This window comes from Pseudomonas sp. UBA6562, assembly GCF_002434265.1.
In the GTDB taxonomy this organism is placed as follows: domain Bacteria; phylum Pseudomonadota; class Gammaproteobacteria; order Pseudomonadales; family Pseudomonadaceae; genus Aquipseudomonas.
The window spans coordinates 471,293-493,573 of sequence record NZ_DJJS01000007.1 but is presented as its reverse complement, the minus strand read 5'-3'; the positions used below and the strand labels follow the sequence as shown (position 1 = coordinate 493,573).

17 protein-coding genes are annotated in these 22,281 nt (G+C 65.3%); 5 read left to right on the top strand and 12 right to left on the bottom strand.

Annotated features, from left to right (window positions below; genetic code table 11):
* Window positions 1–62 precede the first annotated feature (62 nt).
* Window positions 63–770 carry a phage tail protein gene (locus tag B4M43_RS14260; protein WP_349681652.1) on the bottom strand — a complete coding sequence of 236 codons (708 nt, stop codon included), beginning with the start codon at window positions 768–770 and terminating at the stop codon, window positions 63–65.
* An 892-nt stretch (window positions 771–1,662) separates the two neighbouring features.
* Here B4M43_RS14260 and B4M43_RS14255 point away from each other — a divergent pair.
* A complete protein-coding gene (locus B4M43_RS14255) occupies window positions 1,663–2,664 on the top strand; it encodes a metallophosphoesterase (protein ID WP_296268080.1) in 1,002 nt (333 codons plus the stop codon).
* 55 nt (window positions 2,665–2,719) lie between these two features.
* Here the strand turns inward: B4M43_RS14255 and B4M43_RS14250 are convergent, their stop codons facing one another.
* Entirely contained in the window at window positions 2,720–4,840 is a 2,121-nt protein-coding gene (locus tag B4M43_RS14250; RefSeq protein ID WP_296268079.1) for a TonB-dependent receptor family protein, read from the bottom strand.
* A 572-nt stretch (window positions 4,841–5,412) separates the two neighbouring features.
* On the opposite strand from B4M43_RS14250, the gene B4M43_RS14245 reads away from it, so the two are divergent.
* The 4 genes from B4M43_RS14245 (at window position 5,413) to B4M43_RS14230 (ending at window position 8,647) form a co-directional block, all read left to right on the top strand.
* A complete protein-coding gene (locus B4M43_RS14245; RefSeq protein WP_296268078.1) occupies window positions 5,413–6,228 on the top strand; it encodes an energy transducer TonB in 816 nt (271 codons plus the stop codon).
* An 87-nt stretch (window positions 6,229–6,315) separates the two neighbouring features.
* Window positions 6,316–7,044: a MotA/TolQ/ExbB proton channel family protein gene (locus B4M43_RS14240; RefSeq protein ID WP_296268077.1), complete on the top strand. Its 729-nt coding sequence runs from the start codon at window positions 6,316–6,318 to the stop codon at window positions 7,042–7,044.
* Window position 7,045: 1 nt separating this feature from the next.
* Window positions 7,046–7,447 carry an ExbD/TolR family protein gene (locus B4M43_RS14235; RefSeq protein WP_296268076.1) on the top strand — a complete coding sequence of 134 codons (402 nt, stop codon included), beginning with the start codon at window positions 7,046–7,048 and terminating at the stop codon, window positions 7,445–7,447.
* Between the two features lie 99 nt (window positions 7,448–7,546).
* Entirely contained in the window at window positions 7,547–8,647 is a 1,101-nt protein-coding gene (locus tag B4M43_RS14230) for a sigma-54 interaction domain-containing protein (protein WP_296268075.1), read from the top strand.
* Window positions 8,648–8,911: 264 nt separating this feature from the next.
* Here B4M43_RS14230 and B4M43_RS14225 read toward each other — a convergent pair whose 3' ends face one another.
* The 10 genes from B4M43_RS14225 to B4M43_RS14180 all read right to left on the bottom strand — a co-directional run bounded on the left by B4M43_RS14225 (window position 8,912) and on the right by B4M43_RS14180 (window position 22,269).
* Window positions 8,912–10,276 (bottom strand): MFS transporter, encoded by a 1,365-nt coding sequence (locus B4M43_RS14225; protein WP_296268404.1) that lies wholly within the window; start codon window positions 10,274–10,276, stop codon window positions 8,912–8,914.
* A 104-nt stretch (window positions 10,277–10,380) separates the two neighbouring features.
* Window positions 10,381–11,589, bottom strand: coding sequence for an acyl-CoA dehydrogenase family protein (locus tag B4M43_RS14220; RefSeq protein ID WP_296268074.1), 1,209 nt, complete (start codon window positions 11,587–11,589; stop codon window positions 10,381–10,383).
* A gap of 34 nt (window positions 11,590–11,623) precedes the next feature.
* Window positions 11,624–13,339, bottom strand: a complete 1,716-nt coding sequence (locus B4M43_RS14215; RefSeq protein ID WP_296268073.1) for a dipeptide ABC transporter ATP-binding protein — start codon at window positions 13,337–13,339, stop codon at window positions 11,624–11,626.
* Window positions 13,336–14,199: an ABC transporter permease gene (locus B4M43_RS14210; RefSeq protein WP_296268072.1), complete on the bottom strand. Its 864-nt coding sequence runs from the start codon at window positions 14,197–14,199 to the stop codon at window positions 13,336–13,338. Before B4M43_RS14210 ends, B4M43_RS14215 begins: the two co-directional genes overlap by 4 nt.
* Window positions 14,196–15,188 carry an ABC transporter permease gene (locus B4M43_RS14205; RefSeq protein WP_296268071.1) on the bottom strand — a complete coding sequence of 331 codons (993 nt, stop codon included), beginning with the start codon at window positions 15,186–15,188 and terminating at the stop codon, window positions 14,196–14,198. The genes B4M43_RS14210 and B4M43_RS14205 overlap by 4 nt, the downstream gene beginning before the upstream one ends.
* Window positions 15,185–16,774: an ABC transporter substrate-binding protein gene (locus B4M43_RS14200; RefSeq protein ID WP_414707855.1), complete on the bottom strand. Its 1,590-nt coding sequence runs from the start codon at window positions 16,772–16,774 to the stop codon at window positions 15,185–15,187. The genes B4M43_RS14205 and B4M43_RS14200 overlap by 4 nt, the downstream gene beginning before the upstream one ends.
* Window positions 16,775–17,085: 311 nt before the next feature.
* Window positions 17,086–18,507 carry an NtaA/DmoA family FMN-dependent monooxygenase gene (locus B4M43_RS14195; protein WP_296268069.1) on the bottom strand — a complete coding sequence of 474 codons (1,422 nt, stop codon included), beginning with the start codon at window positions 18,505–18,507 and terminating at the stop codon, window positions 17,086–17,088.
* Window positions 18,508–18,516: 9 nt separating this feature from the next.
* Window positions 18,517–20,211, bottom strand: coding sequence for a dipeptide ABC transporter ATP-binding protein (locus tag B4M43_RS14190; protein WP_296268068.1), 1,695 nt, complete (start codon window positions 20,209–20,211; stop codon window positions 18,517–18,519).
* The gene (locus tag B4M43_RS14185) at window positions 20,208–21,095 is read right to left on the bottom strand and encodes an ABC transporter permease (protein WP_296268067.1); all 888 of its coding nucleotides are present in this window, start codon (window positions 21,093–21,095) and stop codon (window positions 20,208–20,210) included. The genes B4M43_RS14190 and B4M43_RS14185 overlap by 4 nt, the downstream gene beginning before the upstream one ends.
* Window positions 21,096–21,216: 121 nt before the next feature.
* On the bottom strand, window positions 21,217–22,269 hold the full coding sequence (locus B4M43_RS14180; protein ID WP_296268066.1) for an NADP(H)-dependent aldo-keto reductase: 1,053 nt from the start codon (window positions 22,267–22,269) through the stop codon (window positions 21,217–21,219).
* Window positions 22,270–22,281: the final 12 nt, after the last annotated feature.

Here is a 22,281-nt window from a genome sequence, read left to right as displayed (position 1 = left end):
ACGGCTCCTTGTCTGGGACTCGGGCCGGGGCGCGCAAAAACGCGTCCCGGCCGGTCTCAAGGCTAGTTGTTGGGGCTCGGATAGAAGCCGTTGACGGCGATGAAATACGGCATCACCAGATAAGGCGGCATGGTCGGCACCTCGGCACCGCCTCCGATCGTGCTGGAGGTGCCAGACACCAGGGCATTGCCGCTCAGGGTGGTGGTGGCGTTGCCTGTCACAGTCACCGGGGCGGTGATGCCGTTGTTCACCTGCATGGACAGATTGCCCGAGATGGACGCAGCGTTGAGCGTCACGTCAGGCGCCCCGGTGCTGTAGAGGTTGCCCTGCGCACCGCCACTCTTGCCCAGCAAATTGCCACCCGCCGTACCTACCCCACCGGTGGAGGAGCCTTTGAGCTGCAGACCGCTGGCCGGCCCAGCCAGCGTCACGCCCGACAGGTTGGCGGTGGCGCTGAGGCTGGCCAGCGTGGTGGTGGCGGTCACGGTGCTCATCGATACCGGCAATTTGTCCAGCGTCATCGCATGTGCAGGCAGTTGCGCGATGCTCAGCTTGACGGACATGGCGCCCCCCGTCGCGCCGACCGGCAGTTGGCTGGAACGGGCGTCGAAGCCGACGATGACCTTACCGCGCAAATCGGGCAGGTTGAAGGTGGTGCGTCCATCGCCGCCATAGGTCGTACCGATCAGCGCGAAGAGGGGGGTGTATTGGCTGACGCTAAGCGCCTGCCCGGCGGCCTGCAGATACTGGTTGCCAGCGAAACCCTGCATGTAGCTGGTCCCGCCTGGAAACGCCATGACACACACGCTGGCGATGAAGGGTTCGGGCGTACAGGCAACACTCGAGGGGCTCCAGGCCAGTAAGCCGAAAGCGGTGGCCAGCGTTAACACAGAAACTGATGTGGGCAATGGGCATTTCATCTTGCGCAGATTCCTTTAGGCAAGTTGCAGAGGCAGACCGTTATTTCAATACGCAGCCGCGTGACACCGATGTTTCCGTGAATCGGGTGATGAAACGTTTTCATTGCAGGCTCGACGCGACACGCAGGCGCGCGTTCAGCACTCGGTACGGTTATGCAGACGTCCTAGGGGTGCGGTAGGGGCGACACAAAGCACAGGAACCGCTGAACACGGCACCCACGCGTTGCATCGAGGTATCACCAGAGGTTGAGCGAACATCCTGTGCTCCTGTCTGCCGCTATCTGGGCAGATGTCCATGCCACTCGCGCCGGGCGCGCCGAACGGTCGCCCTTCCAAGTGATGAGCGCTCGTGTCGAGCGTTCAGGCGGGAGAATAGCCTTTAACTGCGAAGTGTGTAGGTTTTTTCCTAGGTGTTCAGCGCCGGAAAGTCGTGGTGCCCACTCAGCGTACCGGTAGTCTGCACAGCGATAGCTCGGAGTCAGGCCTTATGGGCGGCAAGCAGCCTCTGTCCAGGGCGGTCGATCACCTAACGGACCCCACCTATGCCACGTTCTTCGACGCCGCTAGCAAGCGCGATGCCGCTACGGTTCTACAAGCGCATTATCCAATGAAGAAGCCTTGGTATTCGTGTGCCAAAGCGTCACGGGGATTGGTTGCCGAAACGGCATTTTTCATCGACGTTTACGCCTAAAAAGCGGAAAATAGACAGCCTCCACCCGAGCACGGAGCCACACCCTTACCCATGCGTCCCAACGTCCTCCAGCTCCCCAAAAACCCCCATGGTCGCGACTTCGTCGTCGGCGACATCCATTTCAAAACCACCGATCTCCACCGCGCGCTCCACGCACTCGGCTTCGACAAGACCAAGGACCGGCTGATCGCCGTAGGCGATCTGATCGACCGTGGCCGTGGCGTACTGGATGGCCTGAAGCTGCTCGGCGAGCCCTGGTTCTTCTGCGTCCAGGGCAACCACGAGCGAATGCTGATCGACGCCTATGAAGCCGATTCCGAAGGACGCTATTCGGCCCATGGCGCCGGCTGGTGGATGACCATCGCCGACGAGTCCAAGGCGATGATCATCGGCAAGCTCAAAAGCTTGCCGATCGCCATAGAAATCGAGTCGGATCGAGGCGTCGTTGGGGTCGTCCATGCCGATGTGCCGGCTGACATGGCTTGGCCCGCCTTCGTGCAGCAACTCGAAAACCCCGAATTCGAGGAGATCGCCTTGTGGGGCCGAGAGCGAATCATCGGGCATCACCGTGGTGGCGTACCGGGTGTATGGCGCGTGTGCGTCGGCCATACCTGGACGCCACAGCCGCTCAGGCTGGGCAATGTGTTGGCGCTGGACATCAACGGTGGCGCCGAGGGCCCACTGGCCATTTTCGACGTTCGAGAAGACCGAATTTTCGTCGACGGCGTCGCTGCCTCGATCGAGCAGGCCGAATGCTTGGGCGAACAACTGCGGTCGCTCGAACAACGTGCCGGGGCGCTCCAATCGCTGGTGAGCGGTAACGCCCTACCCGACTCCCAGGCCCTGGCCACCGAGCTGGAACTCATGGCCAAGAAGGTCAATGCGATGTGGCAAGACGTTCACGAAGGTATCGAACAGCAGCAACAACTGGTCAACGCGCTGCATGGGCTGAGCTTGGCGAGTGGTGAACGGCGACGTGTGAAGCTCGATGCGCTGTGTGCACAGCATGAAAACACCCAGATCGAAGGGCTCCTGCGTCGTTTACTGGGCTGATGGGTCCGCGGGGCCTCGGTCGTCGCCTCGAACACGATGACCGAAGCTCCCCCGATCAGAACCGGAACGCCACCCCGGTGGTGACGTTTATCGGATCTCCAGGATAGAAGTTCGCAGAATCCTGCCCCTTGGCGTCGTACGCGGTGTTGGACACGGTGGCATAGCGTTCGTTGGTCAGGTTGCGCGCGTCGACGAACACCTCCCACTTCTCGCTCGGCGCCTGATAGCCGAATTTGACGCCCCACAACGTATAGGACGGCGCGCTCCAGCTGTTGGCGAAATCCACGTAGTAGCTGGACGCCGCACGCGCGTTGAGCTGCGCATAGAAGCCGCTGGCCTGCCGATACTCCAGCTCGGCTTGATACACCTGGCGCGGTAGACTGGGCAGCTCGTTGTCGCCGAAGGTCGCGTCATGGCGATAGTGGAAGTCGTTATAGGTGTAGGCCTGCCGTAACGTCACGGTGTCGCCTTCGGGGCCGTCCCACAACAGCGCATTGAGACCGGCTTCTAGGCCTTGGTGCAGGGTCGAGCTGCCGTTGGATGTCGCGACCAGCTGGTCTTGCGTGGCGCTGGCCTGACGTACCACCACCGACAACAGCTCTTTCTGGACCCAGGATCGATACAGCGTCAGGCTGCCGTCGAAGATACCCTGTCCGCCACGGATACCGAACTCCACCGTATTGGCTTTCTGCGGACGCACGTCGCGGATGTACGGCGTGCCGGTGCTGCCCAACTGCCAGGTCACCGGCGGATCGACCGAGCGGCTGACGTTGCCGAACAGCTCGAACGCCGGGGTCAGCTGGTAGCGCAGGCCGATGCGTGGCGCGATGTCGTGCTCTTGGTAATCGACCCCACTGGCGAATGCGGTCGTGTTGGTACTGCTGGAATATTGGATGTCGGCCCGTCGGCGGATTTCGATGAACGACAGGCCGCTGGACAGCCACAGGTCATCGGTCAACTGCAACTCGTTGCCCAAGGAGAAGACGGTGTCGCGCGAGCCGGTGTAATCGGTTTCCTGCTGTTTGCGCCCGGTGCTGCGGAAATGCGAGTCCACGTCGGCCAGGTACGCGCGCGTAGTGCTGAAAGCCACCGTGCTGTCGCTGGGCAGCCCTAGGAAGGTGTCGCCCTGGCGCTGATAGCGCAGGGTCAGGTTGATGTCCTTGGAGCGCCACTGTTGAGGCGTCGCCGAATAACGCCAGCCGTTCAACAACGGATAGTCGTTGTAGCCCAAGCCGATTTCCAGTTTGGCGTCGTCGTCGAAGGTGTAGAGGGTCTTGCTGCCCAACAGGGTCGAACCGTCCTTCTTGCGGCCGAACGGCACGGCGTTGCTTCGGGGGTCGTGTTTGAGCTGGTATTTGGTCAGGGTGTTGCCCTGGGTCAGGGTTTCCTCGCGGTAACGCAGGAAGAACCGCGTCTGCAGTTTCGGGCTGAACACGTAGCCGAAATTGGCGGCGACCCCCTGCCCTTCGTTGGGCGTGTTGTGCTGGTAGCCATCGCGCTCGTTGTGGTTGACGCTGACATAGTAGTCGGCGTCGCCGACCACACCACCGGTGCTCAGCACTTGCTTGCGGTAACCGAAGCTGCCGGCCTCAAAGCGCGCATAGTTGCCGGGATCGGTACGGCCGGTCTTGCTGACGAAATTGATCGCCCCACCCAGTGAGAGCGCCGCGTAGTTGAAGGCATTGGCACCGTAGAGCACTTCGGTGTGATCCACCGCCGCCATGTCCAACATGTCTTCCTGGGTGCCGCCGGGGCCGGTCAGCGGCAAACCGTCGTAGAGGAATTTGATGCCCAGCACATAGCCCTGGTAGAAGCTGTTGAGGCCCGAACCGCGGATCGAGATCTTGTTGGCGCCCGAGCCGCTGGTGGCCTGGGCGAAGACGCCCGGCTGTAGCGCCAGTACGTCTTCGGCATTGGAAGCACGGCCCTTCTCCACGTCCTTGTTGTCGATGACCGCCGTTTTGCCTGGCACCTTGGCCAGTTGTCTTTCGGCTTTCTGTGCCTCGCGGGCCTCGGCGCCGGTCACGGTGACCGTGGCCAGCCTTGGGGCCTGGGTGGTGCCTTGGTCGGCGGCCATCGCAGCGCCCTGTACCGCCATCAGCAACAGCCCCAAGCTCGAAGCGGTGGCCAGGGCGTCTCGTCGTCGAGACTGTCTATCGAACGGTTGCACCTTCACTTCGCCTACTCCCCATGATGAAACGTCTGCACGCCTAGTTATAAGTTCTGAATGCGCAGGCAACTAAGCAGGGTTCATGCCAAGCGAAATTGGCCAATTTTGGCAACTTACCCGGCCTCGGCCAGGTATAAGGCCGACACTTTGCTGGTGAACTGCCCGCCAACAAACAGTGCAATAAACGCCTTATCCTATTTTTCGACCTTGGACATTTCGGCCTAGCGATCCCCCCCTTATATCCAGTGTCTATGCTTGGCAGAAAGTATCAGTTCAATTTTTGAAAAATACTTGCTAAGCCCCGCGCTAGAAGGCGCGCACGGTTATAACCGAATGTTGAACGCTCATAACGCCCACTGTGTGCACTGCAACACACCTTGAACAAAAAGTGGCACACCGCGCATGCTTACTTGTCCCTGACCCTTACAACCCCGCGTCTTTTCGAGCACACGCAACTTGGTACGGCTCTTGCTCTTCATTCCCTACTCACGTTCGAGTCGAATGCGGTGATGTCGTCACCTGCCTTTCAGGATGCCAAGTTGCATTCGCGTTTCGTCAAACAGCCAAGGAGTCAATCAATGGCCAATGCCCAAGCAGTGGGCGCACTGGACATGTTCCGGCGCCAAGCGCCGAGCGGCGAGGTGCTCGACTTAGGCCGGGTCTATCGGGGCCCGTTGTCCCAGTCGAAGCTGCACACCACGCCCAAGCGTGTCCTCAGCCGTCGCGAGGCCGCGCTGCTCGGTATTTTTGCGCTGGCGTTGCACGGCGCGGTGATCTACTGGATCAACAGCACGCCCACCCCGGCGCTGCCGGTGGTGCCGCCGGAAATTCCGCCGATGACCATCGAGTTTTCCCAGCCGGCGCCGCCGGTGGTCGAAACGCCACCTCCTGCGCCGGAGCCGGTCGTGCCGCCCGAGGAACCACCACCGCCCGTGGTGGACGAACTGGCGAGCAAGCCTGCGCCGCCTAAACCTGTGTCCAAACCCAAGCCGGTGGTCAAGAAGACGCCGCCCAAACCCGTACCCAAGCCCGCGGTGCAGCCTGCGCCGCCACAGCCAGTCGCCGCGCCAGCACCTCCCGCGCCGCCCAAACCGGCCCCAGCGCCGGAACCGGTCACCCCGGCTTCGGCCAACGCCGGTTACCTGAACAACCCAGCCCCGCAATACCCGGCCCTTGCCATGCGCCGTAACTGGGAAGGCACCGTGCTGCTGCGCGTGCATGTACTGGCCAACGGCAAGCCCGGTGACGTGCAGATCCAGAAGAGCAGCGGTCGCAGCCAACTCGACGACGCTGCGCTGGCCGCCGTCAAACGCTGGAGCTTCGCCCCGGCCAAACAGGGCAACCAACCCGTGGACGGCTACGTCAGCGTGCCGATCGACTTCAAGCTCAACTAAACCCTTCGAACGCTACAACCCTACGCGGGCTACCTCACCAAAGGCGCATCGCTATAACGACTTCCATGCCTTGCCGGAGAGCGCCACATGAACCTTATCGCCTCACCTTTCGAATCCATCGAACACGCCGTCATCTGGCTGTTGATCGTCTTCTCCGTCGCCACCTGGGGGCTGACGCTACTCAAAGGCGTGCAGTTCGCTCGCTTGAAAGGCCAGGACAAGCGCTTCCACAAGCAATTCTGGGCCGCATCGAGCCTGGACTCGGCGGCCGACCTGGCCCATACCCAGCCTGGCGCCGCCGCCCGAGTTGCCTTGGCCGGTTATGCCGCCATCCAACAGGTGCCGGCAGGCACCCAGGCCGTCGACCTGAGCCAGTCGATCAACCACCAGGACCGCCTGGAGCGCGCGCTGCGTCAGCAGATCGTGCGCGAACGCCGCTCGCTGGAAAGCGGGCTGGCGATCCTCGCCAGTATCGGCAGTACCTCGCCCTTCATCGGCCTGTTCGGCACGGTCTGGGGCATCATGTCGGCGCTCAAGGGCATCAGCGCAGCAGGCTCGGCCAGCCTCGAGACCGTGGCGGGCCCGATCGGTGCGGCACTGGTCGCCACGGGCGTGGGCATCGCGGTCGCCGTACCGGCAGTGCTGGTTTACAACTACTACCTGCGTCGCCTGAAACTGACCGTCGCCGACCTCGACGACTTCGCCCACGACTTCTACAGCCTGGCGCAGAAGAATGCCTTCCGTGTGCTGCTGCACCCGGTGCTGAACAAAACCGGTGCCACCGCAGCCGGGCAGAAAGTGAAGGAGGCCTCCTGACATGGCCTTCTCTACCCAAGACAGCGATGAAGTGCTCAGCGAAATCAACGTCACGCCCTTGGTGGATGTGATGCTGGTGCTGCTGGTGGTGTTCATCGTCACAGCGCCACTGCTGACCAACTCGATCCCGATCAACCTGCCCAAGACCGAGTCGGTGGCCCCTGTGGAACAGAAGGATCCGCTGGTGGTGAGCATCGATGGCAAGGGCAAGCTGTTCGTCGACAAGGACGAGATCCAACCCGACCTGCTGGAGGTCAACCTCAAGGCGGCCAAGAAAAAGAACGCCGACGTGCGTGTGCAACTGCAAGCCGACGACGGCGTGAACTATGGCGAAGTGGCGCGGGCCATGGCGTCGATCGAAAAGGCCGGTATCACCAAGCTGTCGGTGATCACCGCCAAGTGAGCCTGAGCCTGCTGTGGCTGCAGGCGCGCATCCCATCGCGGGTCGGGGGGCAGGTCGTCGAGCGATGCCCTGCCCCGGCCCTCATACAGAGGCACACCCATGCATCTACTCACCCTCCCTCCCTCTCCCGCACTGGCCACATCGATCCGCGCCACTGCGCAAGTCTTCGAAGATCCCACCTCCAAAGCCCTGCTCAAGCACCTGCAACAGGTCGCGCCCAGCGAGGCCAGCGTGTTGATCATCGGCGAAACCGGCACCGGCAAGGAGCTGGTGGCCAGGCACATCCACAACCTGAGCGCACGCAAGGGCCAGCCGTTCGTGGCCGTCAACTGCGGGGCCTTTTCCGAATCGCTGGTCGAAGCCGAGCTGTTCGGCCATGAGAAAGGCGCCTTCACCGGCGCGCTCAGCGCCAAGGCGGGCTGGTTCGAAGAAGCCAACGGCGGCACGCTGTTTCTCGACGAGATCGGCGACCTGCCGATGTCCATCCAGGTCAAGCTGCTGCGTGTGCTGCAGGAGCGCGAAGTCGTGCGCCTGGGCTCGCGCAAGAGCGTTCCGATCAACGTGCGGGTGCTGGCCGCCACCAATGTGGAATTGGAAAAAGCCATCAACGCCGGTCACTTTCGCGAAGACCTGTTCTATCGCCTGAACGTGGTCAATCTGGAGCTGAGCCCATTGCGCGAACGCCCGGGGGACATCCTCCCCCTGGTGCGGCACTTCATCGACAGCTACAGCCGCCGCCTGAACTATGGCCCGATCGTGCTGAGCCCCGAGGCCGAACGCAAGTTGGCCGGCTACAGCTGGCCCGGCAACATCCGTGAGCTGGAGAACGTCATCCACCATACCTTGCTGGTCTGCAAGGACGGCGTGATCCACAGCGATGATCTGCGCCTGTCCAACCTGCGCCTGGAGCGCCACGAGGCGTCGCCCGACAGCGGCCAGTCGGCGTTCGGGTTGCTCGAACAGGCCATGCAGCGCCTGTTCGAAGAGCAGGTGGACAATCTGCACGAGCACGTCGAGCGCACGTTACTGGGCGCAGCCTACCGCTTTTGCCACCACAATCAGGTGCACACTGCCGAACTGCTGGGCTTGAGCCGCAACGTCACGCGTACGCTGCTGATCAACCTCGGCGAACTCAAGGTCAACAAACGCCGCCAAGCGCAGAGTGCGATCGACGAACGCACGCTGCATTTGTCGATATGAGCCCGACGTTATCCGCCCCGACCCAGCGACTGGGTTAGGGCAATCCCCCGCTTACACCGGGTCAGATCGCCTCGCCCAACTCATCGCTGAACTGCTGGTTCCACAACCTGGCGTAGTGACCGCCCTGGCTCAGCAATTGCCGGTGGCTGCCGTCCTCCACAACCCCCGCAGGCCTGGAATTGCGCGCCGCTTGGCACCTGAGCCAACGCGCATCAGTCTGGTTTGCGACACTGGCTGCACGTCCACTGTGCGCAAACCGACAGTTCAACGCGTACGCCGGCCCAACACCTCACTTCCGGCATTGCCGGCCAGGCGGCGATAGACCAGCGCCGAGGCCACGCACAAGCCGCCGGCCAACCCCATGACCCAGGCGATGTCGCTCTGGGCGACCGCCGCGTGGCCGCGCACGGCCATGACCAGGCTCAACACGGCAGCGGCCAGGCCCACCGAGACGCTCATCGTCAGTTGCACACTCATCGCCGAGAGGCTACTGGCGCCGCTCGACCGCTCAGGTGGCACGTCGGCGTAGGTCAGCGCACCCAGGGTGCTGAACTGCAGGGAACGGATCACGCCGCTGACGAACAGCACGAGCACGATCACCCAATACGGCGTCGACGGATCGAACAGCGCGGTGGCGGCCAGGCTCAGGCCGGTCAGCACGGCATTGCCGATCAGCGTGCGCTTGAAGCCGAAGCGGTTGACGATGCCCACTGCCAGCAGCTTCATGACGAATGCGCCGGCTCCGCCGACGAAACTCAGCAGACCGGCCTGCAAAGGGCTCAGGCCAAAACAGACCTGAAACAACAGCACCAGCAGAAAGGGCTGCGCAGCACTGCCGATGCGCATCAGGTTGCCGCCCCAGAAGGCGATCCCGAAGGTTGGAATCCGCAGCAGACGCAGGTCGATCAACGGGTGGGCGGCGCGTCGGGCGTACCGCACATACCCCAGCGCGCCGAGCAGGCCGCCGACGATCAGCAGCACGGCCCACGCGCGCGGTAGCAAACCATGGCCCAGCGCTTCGCAGCCGAACACCAGCCCTGCCAACCCCACAGCGCTCAGCAACAGGCCCGGTTTGTCCAGAGGCCTGGCATCCAGGCCGGGATAGTCGGGAACATGCCGCAACACCAGCCCTACCCCAAGCACGCCGATGGGCAGATTGATCAGAAAGATCCATTGCCAGGACAGTAGGGTCACCAGCAGGCCACCCAAGGGCGGCCCTAGCACCGGGCCGATCAACGCCGGGATGGTCAGGTACGACATGGTCCGTAGCAGATGTTCGCGCGGCGACCAACGCAACAGGATCACCTGCCCCACCGGCACCATCATCGCCCCGGCCGCGCCTTGGGCCATGCGCGCCAGCGACAGCTGCAACAATGAGGTCGAACAGGCGCAGGCCAGGGACGCCACGGTGAACAGCACGATGGCGACGACGAACACACGCCGCGGCCCGAACCGCTCCGCCGCCCAACTGCTGATCGGCACGAACAGTGCAGCGGCCAGCAGATACAGCGACACCACCAGGTTCATGCGCACACTGGGCTCGGAAAATTCCGTAGCCATCTGCGGCAGTGCGGTGAGCACGGCCGTCGCGTCGATCAGCTCCATGAACAATGCGCAGCCGATGATCATCGGGATGCGCCAGAGGGGCGTGGCGGCTGCGACGGCGCTCGTCGGATCGGCCCGCGTAGCCAGGCTGTGCTCGATGCCCATGGTCGGTCTGCACCGCTTGCGCGTCAGAACAACCCCGAGGTCGGCGGCGGCGTGCCTTTGAGCTGCCAGGCACCCACCGCTGCGGCTTTCCATTGCCGCGGATTGTGGTTGGCCACGGTACGCGCGTTGCGCCAATGACGATCCAGGTTGTGGCTGCGCCCAGTGGTGGACGCCCCGCCCACATCGAACAGCCACTCGGCGGCCTTGAGCGCGGATTCGGCCGCGATGTACTGCGCCTGGGCGACTTCCACCGCGGCCTGGTCGACGGCCTGTGGCTGCAGGTCTGCGGCCCACGCGCGGTCGATGGATTCGGCCGCACGCAGCACCACGGCCTCGGCCGTGAAGGCCCGGGCCGAGATGTCGCCTACGCTCAGCTCCACATAGGGATCGTCGACCGAACGGGTGGCCGTGCTGTGCTTGATCGGCCGCGCATGCCGATTGGCGAAATCGACTGCATCGTTCAGGGCGTTGCGGGCGATCCCGGCCTGCACCGAGGCCAGGAACAACTGCAGGAAGGGCGTGACGATGGTGCGCTTGCCCTCCTCGACCGTGCGGGTGCGGATTTCTTCGGGCCTGACCAGCACGTCATGCAAGTGCGTGGTGCCACTGGCCGTCAGGCGCTGCCCCATGGCATCGAAATCGTCGAGCAACTCCAAGCCCTGGCGATCGCGGGGCAGGATGAACGACACCGGCTGGTCGTTCTCGTCCAGCGCCACCGCACTGACCCAGTCGGCGTACAGGGAGCCGGTGCTGTAATACTTGCTGCCACTGGCCCGGTAGTGGTCACCCTCACGCACGATGCGCGCGCTGACCGACCCATTGGCGCTGCCGATTTCCCAGCCGGCGTTGCCCACCACCGCCCCCTCGAGGTAACGGGCGAACCAGCGTTCGCGCTCGGCCTCGGCGCCTTCGGCAGTCGAGGCCAGCAAGCCTTCGACGAACCCGAAACCGGGGCGCAACGCCTGGGCGACGTTGGAGTCGGCGGCGGCGATGCGCACCAACAGCGCGATGACGTCCTTGACCGCACCCCCGGCGCCGCCGTAGCGGGTGGGGATGCGCGTGGTGAACAGCCCCGCAGCGGCGATCTGCGCGACCGCTTCATAGGGCAGTTGCCGCTCGCGTTCGCGTTGCGCAGCACCGGCGGCGATCTGCGGCAACAGCAGGTCGGCGCGGGCGTTGAGTGTTTCGACCGTGGGGGCGGCGGGTTGGGCGACAGCGGACAACGTACTCATGACAGTTCCTTGTGCAGGCTGCGGCTAGGCAGCACTAGATAGCGATTTTCCACAGGCGGGATTCGTCGAACAGCGACGTCGGGTGCTCGGGTTCCAGGGGCGGCACCACCAGCGCGGCGCCCGAGCCGGGCAAGCGCGGCACGGCCCCGAGCAGACGCCGGGTGTATTCGTGTTGCGGGTGGTCGAACAGCGTCTCGACCTCGGCGCTTTCCACCACTTGGCCGTGGCGCATCACCAGCACGTCGTCGCTGACATGGCGGATCACACCCAGGTCGTGGGAAATGAACAGATACGCCAGGCCCAGTTGCGCCTGCAGGTCGGCCAGCAGATCGAGCACTTGCGCTTGCACCGAAACGTCCAGCGCCGACACCGGCTCGTCGCAGACGATCACCTTGGGATCGCTGGCGATGGCTCGGGCGATGGCCACCCGCTGGCGCTGGCCGCCGGACAGTTGCAAGGGTCGCCGACCTTGCAGATGCGGGTGTAGCCGTACCTGTTCCAGCAACTGCGCGATGCGCGCCGGTTGCTGCGCGGGCTCGACACCGGCGACGTCCAGCGCGTCGGCCAGAATCTGCCCAACGCTCCAACGCGGGTCGAACGAGCTGAGGGGGTCTTGATAGATCACGCTGATGTCGCGCCGGTGCAGGCGCCGCTCCTTTTCCGGTACCTGCCGATCGCCCGTCGCAGTCCAGAGCCGGTCGAGAAAGCGCACTTCCCCGGCGTCGGGTTGCAGCAGGCCCAGTACGATGCGTGCCACGGTGGTCTTGCCCGACCCGGACTCGCCGACGATGCCCAGCGTTCTGCCGGCGCGCAGCTCGAAGCCAACCCCCTCGACGACCTGCAGCACCTGTCGATCCGGGCCCAGGTAGCGCTTGCCCAGTCCGACCGCCTTGAGCAGCACCGGCGCATCCTGTCGCGTGCGCGGCGCCTGGAGGGCGGCGGACTGTCCCGGCGACAAGCGCGTTCCGCGCGCGTGCTCGGCGGGCACGGCATCGAGCAGTGACCGTGTATAGGGGTGGCGCGGCGCGCGCAGCACCTGCTCCATGGGGCCTTGCTCCACCGTTTCGCCGTGGCGCAGCACCAAAACGTCGTCCGCCAGTTGCGCCACCACGGCCAGGTCGTGGCTGATGATCAGCAGCGAATCGCCGCGCGCCTTGATCTGCTGCAACACTTGCAGGATCTGCGCCTGCACCGTGGCGTCCAGCGCCGTGGTCGGCTCGTCGGCGATCACCAGGCCCGGATCGAGCGCCAGGGCGCTGGCGATCAGCGCACGCTGGCGCAGGCCGCCGGACAGCTGGTCGGGGCGTTGCCGGGCGCGCAAGCGCGGCTCGGGGACCCCCACCAGCTCCAGCAGCTCGACCACACGCTCGTTGCGGCTATGTGGGTCGCCCCAACGATGGGTCTGCAACACTTCGAGGATTTCCTTGCCCACCGGCCGCAGCGGGTCCAGCGACACCAAGGCATCCTGCAAGACCACGCCGATATCCTTGCCGCGCAACGCCTGCCAGCCGCGCTCGGACAGCCTGAGCAGGTCGCGCCCGGCATAGTTCAGACGCCGCGCGGTGATCCGCGCGCCCTCGCCCGCCAGCCCGACCAGGCTGCGCGCGGTCACGCTCTTGCCCGAGCCGGATTCCCCGACCAGGGCCAAGGTCCGTCCCGGCTCCAGGGTGAAGGACAGGTTGCGCACCACCGACTGCCCAGCGAACTCGATGGACAAGCCTTCGACGATCAAGCGTTTGCTTTCGCTCATGACAGACGGCCCTCGAGGCGTCGTTGCAGGTAGCGGCCGGCCACGGTGGTCGACAGCGTGGTCAGGACGATGAACAGCCCTGGAAAGAAGGTCAGCCACCAGGCATGGGCGATGAAGTCGCGGCCCATCGACAGCATGGTCCCCCACTCCGGGGCCGGAGGCCGGGCGCCCAGGCCGAGAAAGCTCAAGGCCGACGCCCAGACGATGGCCTGACCGACGCCCATGGTCAGGGTCACGATCAAAGGCCGCATGGCGTTGGGCAACAGTTGCCGCGTGATGATGCGCAGCGGCGCATGCCCCAGCGCCCGCGCCGACTCGATGTACCCGGCGTTGCGCACTGCCAGGATCTGACCGCGCACCATGCGCGCATAACCCGGCGCAGCGCCCAAACCGGTGGCCACGATCAACGGGCCGATACCGCTGCCGAAGATGGCCACGAACAGCAGCGCCAGGATCAGGCTGGGAAAGGCGAACAGCACCTCCAGCAGCCAGCCAACGCCTCGGTCGAGTTGCGCCCCGCCCAGGCCGCTGAGCAGCCCCAGCACGATGGCGATGCCCATGGCGATGGCAGTGGCCGCGATGCCGATCAGCAGCGACTGGCGGGTGCCATGGATGACCCGGGAAAAGATGTCGCGCCCGGACTGGTCGGTGCCGAACCAGTGCGACCAGCCCGGCGGGTGGAAGGCATCGCGCGGCACGATGGCCAGCGGATCGCTGTGGGCGAACCACTGCGGCGCAATGGCCGCGACGATGACCAGCGACAGAAACGCCAGCGCCAGCAGTGGCCCGACGCGCAGGCGTCGCGGGGCACGCTGCACGCCCACGGTGGGCGGAGAGGTCTCCAACGTCAGTTCGCTCATGCCACAGCCCCTTTTTGCCGAGGGTCGACCCACAGGTACAGGAGGTCGACCAGAATGTTGGCCAGCACGTAGCCGGCAGCGACCACCAGGCTGATGCCGATGGTCAGCGGCAGGTCCTGGGTCTGCACCGCCTGGTACAGCTGACGGCCCAGGCCCTTGCGGGAAAAGATCACTTCGATCACCACCGCGCCACTGATCAGCGCGCCGATGGCCCAGCCCGACAGCGAAATGCCCGGCAGCACGGCGTGGCGCAAGGCATGCCGGTAACGCACCGCCAGGTCGCTCAGGCCGCGGGTGCGTGCGGTCAGCACGAAGGGTTGTTCGAGGGTCAGCTCCAGCGACTCGCGGGTGACCTGGGCGATGAACCCCGCCAGCGGAATGGCCAGCGCGAACGACGGCAGTACCAGCGTGCGCCAACCGTCGCTGCCCGCGGGCGGAAACCAGCGCAGGCCAAAGGCGAACACCGCCAGCAGCACGATGCCGAGCCAGAAGTGCGGCAACGCCGCCGACAGCGTTTCAGCCAGCGAGGCCAGGCGGCCGACCCAGCGCCGCCGTCCGGCGGTCCACACCGTCAAGACCAGGACCAACAGCCAGGACAGCAGCAGCGCGGAGAACGTCAGTTCCAGCGTCGGCCCCGCTTGCTCGGCCAGCACACGGGTCACTGGCAGGTGCTGGGAGTAGGACACGCCCAGATCGCCCTGCACCAAGCGCAGCAGATAGAGCCCGTACTGCACCGCCAAGGGCTTGTCCAGCCCATACTCGCGGGTGACTTCGGCGATGGTTTCCGGGGTGGGGTTGCCGCTGGGGCCGCCGAGAATGGCCTGCACCGGGTCGCCGGGCATCAGGCGCAAGGCGAAGAAGGTCAGGGTCGCCACGGCCCACAGCACCACCAACCCGCCGCCCAGGCGCCACAGGGCACGGCGCCCCAGCTGTTGCAGACGTTCGCGGCGCGGCTGGGCCGGTACGTCGTTCACGCGGACTCCGCTCATTTGTTCACCCAGGCGTCATAGAGGTAGGTCACCGCCAGCGAAGGCTCCAGGCGCACCCCTTGGGTGGTCTTGTAGATGCCCAGGCGCGTGCTTTGCGGGTAGGTGGTCAGTTGCAGGTACTGGCTCGAGGCGATCTGCTGGGCTTTGTCGTACAGCGTCTTGCGCTGCTCCGGGTCCTGGGTCGCCAAGGCGTCCTGCAGCAGCTTCTCCAACGCCGGGTCGGTGTAACCGGCAGTGTTCTGGTGGTAGCCACCGACACCGGCTGGCTGGATGAAATCGGCGCCGAAGATGATGCGCAGCACATCGGCGGTGTTGGTGTTCCAGTACCCCAGGCGGACGTCATAGTCCCAGTCGGCCTGGCGTTTGGTGGCCTGCACGTCGCTCATCTGGTCGACGATCAGATCGAACCCGGCCAGGCGCGTGGTGGCCTGCACCTGCTCCCACAGCGTGTATTCCGACGGTGGCGTGCGGTTGCCCATCACCACATGGACGCTCAGCCGCTTGCCGTCTTTGACCCGATAGCCTTCGCCGTCGCGTTGCGTCCACCCGGCCTGGTCGAGCAGTTGGCCGGCACGCGCCGGGTCGTAGTCCTGGGCGCCTTCGAAGGCCGAACTGTAGAAGCGAGTGGCCGAACTCAGCGGGCCGCCGGCGCGCGGAAACTCGTCGAAGTAGACGCTCTTGAGCGCGCCTTCGATGTCCGCACTGCGCACGAAGGCTTCGCGTACCCGTAGGTCGTCGAACGGCGCCCGGGTGGTGTTGAGGGTGCCATTGGTGGGGTTGCCGGGACGCAAGGCGACCAGCACCTGGAGGTCGGGGTTGCGCCGCGCGGCTTCGTGGGATTCGGGGGGCAGCGCCTCGATCACGTCCACCTCGCCGGCCTGCAGCGATGCGAAGCGCACCGACGGTTCCTGGATGAACTTCCAGATCACCCGGTCGAGCCAGGCCGGGCCTTGGTGCTTGGCGGTCGGTGGTGCCCAGTTGTAGTCGGGGTTGCGCACCAGCTCGACCTGGCTTTGCCGGTCCCAGCGCACGACCTTGAACGGGCCGCTGCCCACCGGGCTCTCGCAGTTCTCGTCCCGTGGCCGGGCCAGCGCGGTCGGTGACTCGATGCCGAGGAACCCTTGCGCCAGCACTTCCAGAAACGCCGCATAGGGGGTGGCCAGGTGGACCACCGCCGTGCTGTCGTCGATCACCTCGGTGCGGCGGTACTGGCGGATGTACCCACCTGCGGTGCTGGACTGGGTCTTGGGGTTGGCCATGTGGTCGAGGTTGGCCTTGACCGCCGCCGCATTGAACGGCGTGCCGTCAGTGAAATGCACGTCGGTGCGCAAGTGGAAGGTATACGACAGGCCGTCCGGCGACACCTCCCAGCGCTCGGCCAGCCAAGGCCCGATACGCCCTTGGTCGTCCATCGACACCAGCGAGTCCAGGTACTGCTGGCCGATGAAGACTTGCGGCATGTCGCCGGCCACGTGCGGGTCCAGGCAGGTCGGCTCGCGGTCCGTGGCGTACACCAGCGTACCGCCACGCACCGGCGTGTCGCTGCGCGCCACCTGGGCGCTGTCCTGACCGCAGCCCGCAAGCATCCCGCAGAACGCCAACAGACCGATGAAGGGAGCTTGGCCGAGCAGGGAGCGTGCTGGGCTGCCAGGGGGGCGCAAATACAGATCGGGTTCTCGCATGGATCCTGATGCCTATGGTCCGGGGATTGAACCATTGCACAGGGCGTGCCGCTTTTTCGGCCCGTAAATATGGGGCTGGGCGGCTACGAGCGATGTCGGGAGCGACAATCTGTGGATGTACTGTTGAATGCCCAACATCGACCGATGCGGCTGGCCGAACAGCGAGGTCCGGCCATGCCGCCTAGTCCAGCGGGGAGCGTGTCTTGCGCTGCAGCTCAGCGAAACCGCAAAGGTCTGGACGGTTGTTGCAACGCAGCAGGATCGCGGTAGCGGGCGCCGTAGTGGTCGCCCGGCAGGCGCGCCTGGCCTGCCCCGAACAGACGCTCGCGCAGGGTCTCGCCCTCGGTGTAGCGTTCGCGAAAGCGGCCGCGTCGACGCAACTCGGGGATCACCAGCTCGATGAAGTCCCGCGCCGTTTCGAACGACAGGTACTGGCGCAGGTTGATACCGTCGATACCGTCGACATCCAGCCACTTCTCGATGGCGTCGGCGACCACGCCTGGCGTGCCGGCGACGAAGAAGCGCTCGCGGTCGAAGCCCTCCAAGCGGGACAGTACCGCCCCCACCGTCCACTCGGGCCTGTAGCGCGCCAGGCTTTCCCATCCCCGGACCCGGCGTTCGATCAACTCGCCGATCAGCGTGCCTGGCGGCACTGCGGTGAGGTCCACGGCCGCCTGGGCATGGGCCAGCGACGCCTCGACGCTCATCAGCTTGCGGTAGCTGTCGAGCTTGCGGCTGACCTCTTCATCGGTGCGACCGACGATGACGCCGGCCATGACTACGAACTTCAGCCCTGCCGGATCGCGCTCGTGGGCGATGGCCCGGTCGCGCATGGCTTGGATATTGGCACGTACCGCACGCGTATCGACGCCCCCGGTGAAGACCACTTCGGCGTGACGTCCGGCAAACTCGATGCCCGCCGACGAGCCTGTGGCTTGGAACAGCACCGGCGTGCGCTGGCGCGACGGCTGGCACAAGTGCGGGCCGGCCACCCTGAAGTGCTCACCGACATGGTCGATGTAGCGCACCTTCTGCGGATCGGTGTAGATGCGGTTTTCACGGTCCTGGAGCACCGCATCGTCGTCCCACGAGCCTTCCCACAGCTTGTACAGCACATCCAGGTATTCGTCGGCGATCTCGTAGCGGCGGTCGTGGGCCACTTCCGTGTCGTGGCCGAAGTTGCGCGCGGCGTTGGGCAGGTACGAGGTGACGATGTTCCACCCCACCCGGCCCTTGGTCAGATGATCCAGCGTGCTCATGCGGCGGGCGAAGGCGAAAGGCGGCTCGTAGGTGGTGGAAAAGGTCGCGCCGAAGCCGAGGTTCTTCGACACCGCTGCCATCGCCGGAATCACCAGCAGCGGATCGTTGCTGGGGATTTGCATGCCTTCGCGCAGCGAGGTCTGCGGCCCGTCGCGGAAGGCATCGTAGGTGCCGATCACATCGGCCAGAAAGACTCCGTCGAACGTGCCGTACTCCAGCAACTGGGCAAGCTCGATCCAATACTCCAGATCGTTGAAGCGGTGCCGGTTGTTCTCGGGGTGGACCCACAACCCGTGCACGATGTGGCTGACGCAGTTCATCTCGAACAGATTGACGTGCAATTGTTTGGGCGCTTGCGCCCTGCTCGGCTCATGCATGAGCGGACCTCAAATGGCGATTTGTAGATAGAACCCTGTCGCAGGCCGCGGGTCGGGCCGACGTCGCGTTGCCGGGTGCCGACTATCCAGGTTCGGGATCGCCGCGATCAGCGTGCGGGTGTACGGGTGCTGGGGTCGGTCTAACACCGCGCGCACGGAACCGGTTTCCACCACCTGGCCGTCCTTCATCACCAGCACCCGCTCGCTGACGTGGTTGATCACGCCCAGATCGTGGGAGATGAACAGGCAGGCCAAGCCCAGACGCTGCTTCAGGTCGTCCAGCAACGCCAGGATCTGCGCCTGCACCGACACGTCCAGCGCCGACACCGGTTCGTCGCAGATCAGGATCTGCGGCTCGCTGGCCAGCGCGCGGGCGATGGCGATGCGCTGCCGCTGGCCACCGGACAGTTCGCTCGGGCGCCGTACCAACACGGCCGCGTCCAGACGCACCAGCGCCAGCAACTGCTGCGCGCGGGCGCGCCAGGCCTTGCGCGGCACATCGGCGACGGCCAAGGCCTCGAACAGCACGCGCTGCACGCTGTAGCGCGGATCGAACGAGCTCAACGGGTCTTGGAACACCACCTGCACCGCTCGCCGCGCCTGGCGTTTCTGCGCGCGATCGAGTTGCGACCACGGCCGACCGGCGATCCAGACCTCACCGCTGTCGGGGCTTTCCAGACCGAGGATCAGCCTGGTCAGAGTGGTTTTTCCGGAGCCGGATTCGCCGACCACCCCCAGGGTTTCGCCGCGTCGCAGTTGCAGCGACGCCGCTTTGAGGACCGTGCGCCTGTGCCCGTCCGGCCCGACGAACGACTTGCTCAGCAACCGGGCTTCCAGCAACACCTCGGTCGTGGCAGGCGCCTGCGCGGCCACCAGCGCCAAGGGTTGGCGCTGGGGCTGAGGCTGGAAATGCACGGCGCGTGCGGCCAGCAACAGCGACTGGGTATAGGCATGCTGCGGATCGTGCAGTATCTGCTCGGTCGTGCCCTGTTCGACGACCACGCCATGGTGCATCACCGCCACGCGATCGGCCAAGCGTGCCACCACCGACAGGTCGTGGCTGACCATCAACAAGGCGTTGTCTTCACCGCGCAAGCTTTCCAGCAGAGCGATCACCTGGGCCTGTACCGTGGCGTCCAGCGCGGTAGTGGGTTCGTCGGCGATAATCAGCTGCGGATTACAGGCGATCGCCGAGGCGATCAGCGCGCGCTGACGCAGGCCGCCGGACAGCTGCCAGGGATACTGGCTTGCGCGCAGTTCGGGTTCGGGCACGCCGACCGCGCGCAGCAGCTCCAACACACGCGAACGCCGCGCGCGTGCGTCGAGCGCGGTATGCACCTGCAACGGTTCCTCGATTTCCGCGCCGACCCGTCGCAACGGATCGAGCGCACCCAGCGCATCCTGCATGACGAAGCCGACACTGGCACCGCGCAGCCGTCGCCAAGCGCGTTCGTCGAGGCGGCGCAGGTCGATGCCCTGGAACGCCAGCTTGGCGGCCTCGATCTGCGCGCCAGGCCCGGTGAGGCCGGCCAGGGTGCGTGCCGTCACGCTCTTGCCCGACCCCGACTCGCCGACGATGGCCAGGCATTCACCGCGTTCGATTCGCAGGCTGACGCCGTGCAGCACCGGCTTGGCCTGGCCGAAGCGCACGGTCAGGTCGCGGATGTCCACCAACGGCCCAAGGGCATGGATGTGCGTGTTCATAACGGTTTTCCTTCGCTGCGACGCAGCAGTTCGCGGCCAATGGCGCTGATGGAAACGACGGTGAGGATGATGGTCAACGCAGGCCAGGCGACCAGCCACGGCGCATTGGCCAGAAAGCTGCGGCCGATGGCCATCATCCCGCCCCATTCCGGGGCCGGGGGCGGCGCGCCGAAGCCCAGGAAACTCAAGGCGGCGCCGGCCGTGATGGTGCCGCCGACCCCGATGATGGCCAGGATCAACACCGGCTTGAACGCGTTGGGCAGGACGTGCCGCCACACCACGGCCAATGGCGACTGCCCAAGCGTCGTCGCCGCTTCGACGTACCCGGCCTGGCGCACGTTGAGGGTCTGGGCACGCACTAGGCGCGCATAGCGCGGCACGGCCGCGATGCCCACGGCGAGGATCAGGTTGGCGGTGCCTTGGCCGAAGAAGGTGATGATCACCAGCGCCAACAGCAGGTCCGGAAACGCCAGCAACACGTCGATGCCGCGCATCAACGAAGCGTCCAGCCAGCGCGGCCCGAGCCCCGACAGCAAACCGAACAGCGTGCCCCAGGCCAAGCCCAGCGCCGTGGCCGCCAGGCCCATCAGAAGCGACGGGCGAACGCCGAAAATCAACCGGCTCAGCACGTCGCGGCCATTTTCGTCGGTACCCAGCCAGTAGGTGGCCGAAGGCGGCTGAAAGGCCAGACGCGCCGTAGCGTCCAGCGGATCGTACGGCGCCAGCCACTGCGGCACGGCGGCGGCCACCAGCAACAGCAGCACGAACGCCCCGGCGATCCACAAACCCGGACGCAGCCGTGTCCACTGCCCCAGGCCCAGCGCGCGGTGGCCGCCGTTGCCGAGGGCAGGTCCGATGACGACGGTTTCGATTGACTGAGACATTGCGATCTCCCTCTGCACCTTCACGCGGTGGCGCTACGGCGTGCCGGCGCTTGCGCGCTGCGAACCGCGCATTGCCAGACGTACCGCTCCAGGCTCAGGTGCGTAAGCCGGGCGTAGGGCGCTAGGGCGCCGGATTGGGCGTGCGGTTGTGCACGGCCTGCACCTGCGCCTTGATTTCGTCGCTCAGGGTCACGTCCAGCGCGCTGAGGTTGTCGCGCAATTGCGCCAGCGTGGTCTGCCCGGTCAGGGCGCTGGTGACGAAAGGCTTGTCGAGGACATAGGCCAAGCCCAATTGCGCCGGCGTCAGGCCATGTTGACGGGCGATCTCGACGTAGCCGGCGACCGCCTCCTGGGCCGATGGACTGTCGTAGCGGTTGAACGTGCGGTACACCGCCGAGAGCCGCGAGCCTTCCGGGCGTGCGCCATTGAGGTATTTGCCGGTGAGTGCGCCGAAGGCCAGGGGCGAATAGGCCAGCAGACCCACGCCTTCTCGGTGGCTGAACTCCGACAGCCCACCTTCGAAGAGGCGATTGAGCAGGCTGTAGGGGTTCTGGATGCTGACGATGCGCGGCAGGCCCAGGCGTTCGCTGTGCTTGAGGAACTGCGCGACGCCCCATGGCGTTTCGTTGGACACGCCGATATGACGGACCTTGCCAGCCTTGACCTGCTCGGCCAGCACCGCCAGGGTCTCCTCGATGGCGACGCTGCCCGTATCGTCCTGGTAGGGGTATTCGCGCTGGCCGAAGATGTTGGTGGTGCGATCGGGCCAGTGCAGCTGATAGAGGTCCAGGTAGTCGGTGTTCAAGCGCTTGAGGCTGCCCTCCAACGCCTCGACGATGTTGCGTTCGTCCAGACGGCTCAAACCGTCACGGATATGCCGCTGGCCGTTGGCATCGCGCGCCGGCCCGACGATCTTGCTCGCCAGCACCACCTCATCGCGCCGCCCGCTGGCGGCCAGCCAGCTGCCGATGTAGCGCTCGGTGGTGCGCCAGGTCTCGGCCTTGGTCGGCGTGGGGTACATCTCGGCGGTGTCGATCAGGTTGACGCCGTGCTCCAGCGCCAGCTCGATCTGCTGGTGGGCATCGCTTTCGCTGTTCTGATGGCCCCAGGTCATGCTGCCCAGGCCGAAAACGCTCACGTTGATGTCGCTGTTGCCCAATTGGCGGTAACGCATGGTGGATCCTTT

Excerpts from the sequence above, each read along its gene's own strand:
- B4M43_RS14195 (WP_296268069.1), bottom strand. The coding sequence starts at position 18,507 with ATGCATGAGCCGAGCAGGGCGCAAGCGCCCAAACAATTGCACGTCAAT.
- B4M43_RS14180 (WP_296268066.1), bottom strand. The coding sequence starts at position 22,269 with ATGCGTTACCGCCAATTGGGCAACAGCGACATCAACGTGAGCGTTTTC.
- B4M43_RS14200 (WP_414707855.1), bottom strand. The coding sequence starts at position 16,774 with ATGCTTGCGGGCTGCGGTCAGGACAGCGCCCAGGTGGCGCGCAGCGAC.
- B4M43_RS14235 (WP_296268076.1), top strand. The coding sequence starts at position 7,046 with ATGGCCTTCTCTACCCAAGACAGCGATGAAGTGCTCAGCGAAATCAAC.
- B4M43_RS14240 (WP_296268077.1), top strand. The coding sequence starts at position 6,316 with ATGAACCTTATCGCCTCACCTTTCGAATCCATCGAACACGCCGTCATC.
- B4M43_RS14210 (WP_296268072.1), bottom strand. The coding sequence starts at position 14,199 with ATGAGCGAACTGACGTTGGAGACCTCTCCGCCCACCGTGGGCGTGCAG.
- B4M43_RS14215 (WP_296268073.1), bottom strand. The coding sequence starts at position 13,339 with ATGAGCGAAAGCAAACGCTTGATCGTCGAAGGCTTGTCCATCGAGTTC.
- B4M43_RS14205 (WP_296268071.1), bottom strand. The coding sequence starts at position 15,188 with ATGAGCGGAGTCCGCGTGAACGACGTACCGGCCCAGCCGCGCCGCGAA.
- B4M43_RS14190 (WP_296268068.1), bottom strand. The coding sequence starts at position 20,211 with ATGAACACGCACATCCATGCCCTTGGGCCGTTGGTGGACATCCGCGAC.
- B4M43_RS14260 (WP_349681652.1), bottom strand. The coding sequence starts at position 770 with ATGCAGGGTTTCGCTGGCAACCAGTATCTGCAGGCCGCCGGGCAGGCG.
- B4M43_RS14225 (WP_296268404.1), bottom strand. The coding sequence starts at position 10,276 with ATGATCATCGGCTGCGCATTGTTCATGGAGCTGATCGACGCGACGGCC.
- B4M43_RS14185 (WP_296268067.1), bottom strand. The coding sequence starts at position 21,095 with ATGTCTCAGTCAATCGAAACCGTCGTCATCGGACCTGCCCTCGGCAAC.
- B4M43_RS14255 (WP_296268080.1), top strand. The coding sequence starts at position 1,663 with ATGCGTCCCAACGTCCTCCAGCTCCCCAAAAACCCCCATGGTCGCGAC.
- B4M43_RS14245 (WP_296268078.1), top strand. The coding sequence starts at position 5,413 with ATGGCCAATGCCCAAGCAGTGGGCGCACTGGACATGTTCCGGCGCCAA.
- B4M43_RS14220 (WP_296268074.1), bottom strand. The coding sequence starts at position 11,589 with ATGAGTACGTTGTCCGCTGTCGCCCAACCCGCCGCCCCCACGGTCGAA.
- B4M43_RS14230 (WP_296268075.1), top strand. The coding sequence starts at position 7,547 with ATGCATCTACTCACCCTCCCTCCCTCTCCCGCACTGGCCACATCGATC.